The sequence below is a fragment of the Collinsella aerofaciens genome, assembly GCF_015670795.1.
Classification (GTDB): Bacteria; Actinomycetota; Coriobacteriia; order Coriobacteriales; family Coriobacteriaceae; genus Collinsella; species Collinsella aerofaciens_Q.
Map to the genome: position 1 here is coordinate 35,983 of NZ_JADPCJ010000021.1, position 7,502 is coordinate 43,484.

General features: G+C 60.6%; 6 protein-coding genes. 5 read left to right on the top strand and 1 reads right to left on the bottom strand.

Annotation, left to right across the window (positions count from 1 at the left end; all coding sequences use genetic code 11):
* Nucleotides 1–4: 4 nt before the first annotated feature.
* Genes I4W09_RS07375 through I4W09_RS07385 form a run of 3 tightly spaced genes read left to right on the top strand, consistent with a single transcriptional unit; the run spans nt 5 to nt 4,231 of the window.
* On the top strand, nt 5–505 hold the full coding sequence (locus I4W09_RS07375) for a MarR family winged helix-turn-helix transcriptional regulator (RefSeq protein WP_196033292.1): 501 nt from the start codon (nt 5–7) through the stop codon (nt 503–505).
* Complete coding sequence (locus I4W09_RS07380) at nt 505–2,229, top strand: ABC transporter ATP-binding protein (RefSeq protein WP_230318726.1); 1,725 nt, start codon at nt 505–507, stop codon at nt 2,227–2,229. Before I4W09_RS07375 ends, I4W09_RS07380 begins: the two co-directional genes overlap by 1 nt.
* A 1-nt stretch (nt 2,230) precedes the next feature.
* Nucleotides 2,231–4,231 carry an ABC transporter ATP-binding protein gene (locus tag I4W09_RS07385; protein ID WP_230318727.1) on the top strand — a complete coding sequence of 667 codons (2,001 nt, stop codon included), beginning with the start codon at nt 2,231–2,233 and terminating at the stop codon, nt 4,229–4,231.
* Between the two features lie 111 nt (nt 4,232–4,342).
* On the opposite strand, the gene cysE is transcribed toward I4W09_RS07385, so the two are convergent.
* On the bottom strand, nt 4,343–5,047 hold the full coding sequence (gene cysE / locus I4W09_RS07390) for a serine O-acetyltransferase (protein WP_196033298.1): 705 nt from the start codon (nt 5,045–5,047) through the stop codon (nt 4,343–4,345).
* 224 nt (nt 5,048–5,271) lie between these two features.
* Between cysE and I4W09_RS07395 the strand changes: the two genes are divergently transcribed.
* Together I4W09_RS07395 and I4W09_RS07400 are read left to right on the top strand one after the other, a co-directional pair.
* Nucleotides 5,272–5,910: a DedA family protein gene (locus tag I4W09_RS07395; protein WP_138113555.1), complete on the top strand. Its 639-nt coding sequence runs from the start codon at nt 5,272–5,274 to the stop codon at nt 5,908–5,910.
* 297 nt (nt 5,911–6,207) lie between these two features.
* Nucleotides 6,208–7,260 carry a branched-chain amino acid aminotransferase gene (locus I4W09_RS07400; protein WP_035138743.1) on the top strand — a complete coding sequence of 351 codons (1,053 nt, stop codon included), beginning with the start codon at nt 6,208–6,210 and terminating at the stop codon, nt 7,258–7,260.
* The last annotated feature ends 242 nt before the right edge of the window (nt 7,261–7,502 follow it).

Below are 7,502 nucleotides of genomic sequence, written 5' to 3' on the forward strand. Positions count from 1 at the left end.
AGAGATGAATAGTGCAGTTAGCCCGGTCGATTTCGACCGGATGCTCAACGGGCTTGACCGTATCTATTCGGAGTTCGCGCGCGCCTGCGGTCTTTCGGACTGCGCCTACTGGATGCTCGTCGACACGAGTGCGGCGGGCGGAAGCGTTGCCGTGAGTCGGCTGACGAGTGAATGGTTCTACAGCAAACAGACCATCAATTCGGCGATCAAGACGCTTAGGGCGCGAGGGCTTGCGACGTTGGAGTTTGCCGAAGGTAGTCGTAAGAACAAGGTTGTGCGACTGACCGAAGAAGGCGTGCGGTTTGCCAAGCGCTACGCGTTGCCAGCGCAAAAAGCCGAGCAACAGGCATTCGAGGCGCTCGAGCCGTGGGAACAGCGCGAGATCATGCGCTTGGTCGGTAAGTTCTCCCATGTTCTTAACGAAGAGTGCGAGGCATTTAAACGGCAAGTGGCCGCTGAGAACGAGGCTGACGATAAGAGCGAAGGGGAGACATGCGACTCTTAATGAGGTTTATGAGGCCGTATCGCGGGCTGATTGCGGTGACGCTGTTTGCGGTGCTGATAGATAACGTCGGTACGCTGTTGGTTCCCACGATGCTGGCGAACATGGTCAACACCGGTATTACCACGGGCGATATCGACTATATTTTACGCAACGGCCTGTACATGCTTATCGCGACCGGCATGGCCAGCGGCGGCACGGTGCTGGGCTGCTATCTTTCGGCGCGCCTGGCCGCCAACGTGGCCTGCGATATCCGCAATGCCGTGTACGACAAGTCGCTCGAACTCGCGGCTAGCGACTTTGAGCGCTTTGGCACGGGTTCGATGATCACACGCTCGCTCAACGACATCAACGTGATTCAGCAAGCTGTCCTTCAGACGATTCAGTTGGTGCTGCCGGTGCCGTTCTTGGCCGTGGCAGGCATCATTTTTGCTTGGTTCATCGATCCCGCCATGGGCACGCTGCTGGGTGTGGTCGTTGCGATCGTGCTGGTGGCGGCGGTCTTTACGGTGGCTAACGCCGCGCCGATCTTTATGCGCCTGCAGAGCTTTATCGACCGCATGAACGTGGTGCTGCGCGAGAACATCGTGGGCGTGCGCGTCATCCGCGCATTTAACAAGGAGCGCCACGAGGAGCAGCGCCTGGACGAGGTGTTTAGCGATTACGCGGCCAACGCCATCAAGGTCAACCACCTGTTTGTGGGTCTCGACAGTTCCAGCTTCTTTTTGATGAATATCGCCGAGGTGGCGGTGCTGTGGGTGGGCGGCAACCGCGCGGGCGTCCACGCCATGCAAATCGGCAGCATCTCGGCCGTGTTGGAATACGCGATCTTGATCCTGTTCTTTGTGATGATGGCGCAGATGGTGATTCTGACGCTTCCGCGCGCTGCGGCGTGCCTCAACCGCGCGCAACAGGTGCTCGAAATCGAGCCGAGCATCGTGGACGGCAAGGCAACGCTGGGCGACGGGGCGCCTGAGTCCGCAGATGGTGCCGACGCGGTTGCCGTGTTCGACCATATGTCGTTCCGTTTTGACGATGCCGACGAGGACACCCTGTGCGACCTGAGTTTTGCCTGCCGCCGCGGACAGACGACCGCGATCGTGGGCTCAACGGGCTCGGGCAAGTCAACGGTGGCCAAGCTTTTGCTTCGCTTCCACGATGCCACCAAGGGCGCCATTCGCCTGAACGGCGTTGACCTGCGCGACCTTTCGCAAGGTGAGACTCGCGGGCATATCGCTTACGTGCCGCAGAAGGCGTGGCTGTTCTCGGGCACGGTGGCGAGCAACCTGCGCTTTGGCAACGAGGGCGCGACTGATGCCGACATGCTCCATGCGCTGGAGGTTGCCCAGAGCACCTTTGTGCTCGATCAGCCCCAGGGGCTCGATACTCCGGTATCCCAGGGCGGCACGAACTTCTCGGGCGGTCAGCGCCAGCGCCTGGCGATCGCCCGCGCACTCATGAAGCATGCCGATCTATATATCTTCGATGACAGTTTTTCGGCCCTGGACTTTAAGACCGATGCCGCCCTGCGCCATGCGCTGCAGGACGAGACGCGCGATGCCGCGGTGCTCATCATCGCGCAACGTATCTCGACTATTTTGCATGCCGATCAGATCGTGGTGCTCAAAGACGGCGAGATCGTGGGCCTAGGCACGCACGACGAGCTCATGGAAACCTGCGAGGTGTACCGCGCTATCGCGGAATCGCAGATGAAGGGAGGTGAGTAGCATGACCGAGGAGCTCAAGAAGCAGGCCATCGCCGAGGATGCCGCGGTTGCAGAGACAGTTGAGGAGACGGGCGCCACACCCGGCCTGGACGAAGCCGCCAAGGCGGCGGAGCGCGAGGCTCGCCGCCAGGCACTCTACGAGGAAAACGAGCGCGCCGAGGACGAGCGCGCCCGCGCCGAGGCGGAACGCATGCGCGACGTTGACGACGAGGACGAGGACGAGACGCCCCGCGACACCTGGGCGACGGTGCGCCGCCTGTGGAGCGAAGCCGCCGGCGACCATTGGCGCTTCTATATCGTGTTCGCGAGCATCGTGTTCTATGTCATCTTTAACACCGCGGCGCCGGCTTACAGCGCCCGCGTGATCGATGAGCTGTGGGGGCACATGAAGCTGGCGTTTGCCAACAACACTACCTTCAGCATTACCTGGGAGAACTGCGGCAGGACCATCTTCATCTACTTTATGATCTGGACTGCCGCCGCCTCGTTCTACGCACTCCAGAGCTTTTTGATGTCGAGCGTTGCCGAGCGCCTCAACCTGCGCCTACGCAACCGCATCGCGCAAAAGCTCAACCGTCTGCCGCTTGCCTACTTTGATGCGCATCGTCCCGGCGAGGTCGTCAGCCGTGCGACCAACGACTTGGACAAGATGTCCGAGAGCATGCAGCGCGGCTTGCTGCAGCTTCTGGTGTCGATCGGTACCGTGGTGGGCGCCGTGAGCGTGATGTTCGTGTTTAGCGTGCCGCTCACGCTTGTCTTTTTGTTCTTTACGGCGCTTTCGCTGCTGGTGACGAAGGTCGTTTCGCGCCGCACGCACGATGTGACGGGCGAGCGCCAGGAGTGGGTGTCCAAGATTACGAGCGCGGTCGAGGAAGGCTACTCGGGCCGTCTGGTAATCCGTGCGTTTAACCGCGAGCGCCAGAGCTCTGCCGAGGTGCACGAGGCTTCGAAGGAGCTGGCGCGCGTGAGCGCCAAGGCCGACTTTATGATTAACGCCGTCGGTCCCGCGGTGCGCTTTATCGGCCGCTTGGCGCAGATCGTGATTGCGCTTGTGGGCTGCAGCATGTTGGTTGCCGGGCATATGACCGTCGGCGTGTTCCAGGCGTTCTTCCAGTTTATCTATGAGGCGTCCGAGCCCATGACGCAGCTGTCGTTTACCTTTAACTCGCTACAGAGCGCGCTGGCGAGCGCCGAGCGCGTGTTCGACCTGCTCGACGAGCCCGAGATGGAAGCCGATCCGTTGCCAGCGGCCGCCGCCAAGCTGCCAGGCAAGGTGGAGGGCCGTGTCGCTTTTGAGCATGTGCGCTTTGGCTATTCGCCCGACAAGCCGCTTATGCGCGACGTGTCGTTTGCCGCCGAGCCGGGTCAGAAGATCGCGGTGGTGGGAACCACGGGTGCGGGTAAGACCACGCTCATCAATCTGCTCATGCGCTTCTACGAGATCGACGGTGGTCGCATTACCCTCGACGGCGTGGACACGAGCCGCATGGATCGCGGCGAGCTGCGCCAGCAGTTTGGCATGGTGTTGCAGGACGCCTGGCTGTTCGATGGCACCATTGCCGAGAACATCGCCTATGGCTGTCCCGAGGCAACGCGCGAGGAGATTGTCGCGGCCGCACGTGCCGCTCAGGTCGACTTCTTTGTGCGCACTATGCCGCAGGGCTACGACACGCGTGTGGCTAACGATGCCGAGAGCATCAGCCAGGGCCAACGTCAGCTGCTGACCATCGCGCGCGTGCTGCTCAACAACCCGGTGATCCTCATCCTGGACGAGGCGACGTCGAGCGTGGACACGCGCACCGAGCTCGCCATCGGCCGTGCCATGGACGCGCTCATGCGCGGGCGCACGAGCTTTGTGATCGCGCATCGCCTGTCGACGATCGTGGATGCCGACCTGATCTTGGTCATGGATCACGGCAACATTATCGAGCAAGGCACGCATAAGGAGCTGCTCGCTGCCGAGGGTGCCTATGCCGACCTCTACTTGAGCCAGTTCGCCTAATGTGACAAAGGGACAGTCCCACATGTCACATCGAAAAAAGGCGCGCCGGGGATTGATCCCCTGGCGCGCCTTTTGCATCGGTGCCGATGTCGTTTTGTGCCGCTTGCGTTCCTAGCGTTCGTCCACGAGCTTGGCGACGAGGGCTTTGAGCTCGGCCAACTCTTGCTCGAGTTCCTTGACGCGGCGGGCGTTTTCGGTGATGCCCTGACGGTTGAGGGCGCTCTGCTCGGCGGCATCGTCGGGCATGTACTCGCGATGCTGCTTGGCGTCGAAGCTCTCCTCGAACACGCGGCAGCCGTTGCGCTTGATGATGCGCCCGGGCACGCCCACGACGGTGCAGTTGTCGGGCACGTCCTTGACGACGACCGAGTTGCCGCCGATTTTGACGTTGTTGCCAATGTGGATGTTGCCAAGCACCTTGGCGCCCGTGCCCACCGTGACATTGTTGCCCAGGGTGGGGTGACGCTTGCCGGTCTCGTTGCCGGTGCCGCCGAGCGTGACGCCCTGGTAGAGCACACAGTTGTCGCCCACGATGGCAGTCTCGCCAATAACGACGCCCATGGCGTGGTCGATAAAGAAGTGCTTGCCGATCTGCGCGGCGGGATGAATCTCAACACCAGTGATATGGCGGGTTAACTGCGAGAGCACACGGGCGAGTGAGCGATGACCGTGCTCCCACAGCCAGTGCTCGGGCACGTGGTTCCACTTGGCGTGCAGGCCAGGATAGGAAAGGAAGATGACCAGGCCGTTTTGCGCGGCAGGGTCCTGCGCCTGGACGGTCTTGATGTCCTCGCGAATGGTATTGATAAAGCTCACCGGCCGCCCTCCCTTAGCGCCGTGACAATGCGATTCAATAAAGTATAGCGATTCGCTAGGGATTAGGAAGGGCGATCTTGCTTCGCTTTGGGCGACAAGTGTCAGTTATGCAAACTTGCTGGTAATGAAGTAAGACTTTTGAGGGGTTTGGCCCGTGCTCGCGCCGCAACCGTATACTGGTCAACTTGGACGTGTCCGCGCCCACAACTGAGAGGTTTTACTTCATGGGTTTCATCAATTTTATCGCCGAGCTGCTTAAGGACCCGCGCACCGCGATCGCCAGCTGGATCGCCGCCGGCCCGCTTATGGCCTACGGCTGCGTGTTCCTAATCATCTTTATCGAGACGGGCGTGGTGTTCTTCCCGTTCCTTCCCGGCGACTCGCTGCTGTTTGCCTCGGGCTTCTTTGCCCACAACGGCGGCTTTAACATCGTGGCGCTTCTGGCCACCGCATGGGCCGCAGCCATCCTGGGCGATCAGTGCAACTTTATGATCGGCCACTTCTTTGGCCGCAAGATCATCGCCTCGGGCAAGGTAAAGGCCATGACGCCCGAGCGCATCAAAAAGTCCGAGGATTTCCTGGATAAGTGGGGCCATCTGGCCATCTTCCTCGGTCGCTTCTTCCCGTTCATCCGCACCTTTGTGCCTTTTATCGCCGGCATGGGCGGCATGCACTGGCGCAACTTTGTCGTCTTTAACGTGCTGGGCGGCATTACCTGGTCGACGGTCTTTACGCTGCTGGGCTACTTCTTTGGCGGCATTCCCTTTGTGCAGGAGCACTTTGAGCTGCTGATTATCGGCATCGTTGCCGTGTCGATCATCCCGACCGTGGTCGGTCTAGTTAAGGCCAAGCTGGGTAAATAGAACGCCTAGCTCGAGCCAGCGCGCAGACCGTACAGTTGAGGCCCGTCACCGCTTACGGTGGCGGGCCTTTTTGCTTCGGTCAAATGAAAATACTTTACTTAGTTAAAGAAAAGCGTTTTATCAGACGCGTGCGGGGAGTACAATCTCGTGCATGCGAATCGACGTGCCATCGGCTTTGATGCTGCTCGCGTGTCCCGTCCGGCTCTACGCTCCGGGCGTGCGACGTTGCGACGCGGTCGGCCTCGGTCCTTGCGTGCGGGTTCGCGAGTATGCAACTGTGTATGTAAGGAGCGACATATGACTGTCGAGAAGAAGGATATCGATTGGGGTAGCCTCGGCTTTGGCTACATGAAGACCGATTACAGCTACGAGGCTCATTGGAAGGATGGCGAGTGGGACGAGGGCGGCCTGACCACCGACCACACCCTGCATGTCTCCGAGTGCGGCGGTATCTTCCATTACTGCCAGGAGGTCTTTGAGGGCCTGAAGGCCTACACCGCCGAGGACGGCAGCATCGTCTGCTTCCGTCCCGACATGAACGCTGAGCGTATGTATAACTCTGCCCAGCGCCTCGAGATGCCCCCGTTTCCCAAGGACAAGTTCGTTGAGGCCGTCAAGCAGGTCGTTTCTGCCAACGCCGCCTGGGTTCCGCCCTTCGGTTCCGGCGCGACCCTGTACGTGCGTCCGTTTATGATCGGCTCCGGTGACGTGATCGGCGTGGCTCCCGCTCCTGAGTACACGTTCCGCATTCTCGTGACCCCGGTCGGTCCGTACTTTAAGGGTGGCCTCAAGCCCGTCAAGCTGCGCGTTTCCGAGTATGACCGTGCAGCACCGCATGGCACCGGCAACATCAAGGCCGGCCTGAACTACGCCATGTCCCTCAAGCCCACGATGGAGGCTCACCGCGAGGGCTATGCCGAGAACCTGTATCTCGATTCCGAGTCCCGCACCTATGTCGAGGAGACCGGTGGCGCTAACGTCCTGTTCGTGAAGGAGGACGGCACCCTCGTCGTTCCGCAGTCCCACACCGACTCCATTCTGCCTTCCATCACCCGCCGTTCGCTCGTTCAGGTTGCTCAGGACCTGGGCATGACCGTTGACCAGCGTCCCGTCGAGTGGGCCGAGGTCAAGGCCGGTACCTTTGTCGAGTGCGGTCTGTGCGGCACCGCTGCCGTTATCTCCCCGGTGGGCGAGATCGACAACAAGGTCTACGGTGCCGACGAGACTGTGACCTTCCCGGCCGGCTACACCGAGATCGGTCCTGTGATGAAGAAGCTCCGCGAGACCCTGACGGGCATCCAGTCTGGTGCTGTTGAGGATAAGCACAACTGGGTTTACACCGTCGCGTAATTCGTCTTACCTGCCCGGGCGGAGAGTAAGTTCCCTCCCGGCGCGTCCTCGGACATGCAAGAAGCCCTCGCTGCGCACTTCGTGCGGCGAGGGCTTCTTGCGTCCTGACGCTCCTATTTGGCAAGGTGTTTTTTAGAATCCATTTTGCGCTCGGCCTCGAAGGCCTGCCTGTCCCAATCGAGCGGAAGTCCGGCCTCGACCCATGCCTCGTAGGCCCTCCTTATGGGCTTGAGCTCCCTTTG

Excerpts from the sequence above, each read along its gene's own strand:
- I4W09_RS07375 (WP_196033292.1), top strand. The coding sequence starts at position 5 with ATGAATAGTGCAGTTAGCCCGGTCGATTTCGACCGGATGCTCAACGGG.
- I4W09_RS07395 (WP_138113555.1), top strand. The coding sequence starts at position 5,272 with ATGGGTTTCATCAATTTTATCGCCGAGCTGCTTAAGGACCCGCGCACC.
- I4W09_RS07385 (WP_230318727.1), top strand. The coding sequence starts at position 2,231 with ATGACCGAGGAGCTCAAGAAGCAGGCCATCGCCGAGGATGCCGCGGTT.
- I4W09_RS07380 (WP_230318726.1), top strand. The coding sequence starts at position 505 with ATGAGGTTTATGAGGCCGTATCGCGGGCTGATTGCGGTGACGCTGTTT.
- I4W09_RS07400 (WP_035138743.1), top strand. The coding sequence starts at position 6,208 with ATGACTGTCGAGAAGAAGGATATCGATTGGGGTAGCCTCGGCTTTGGC.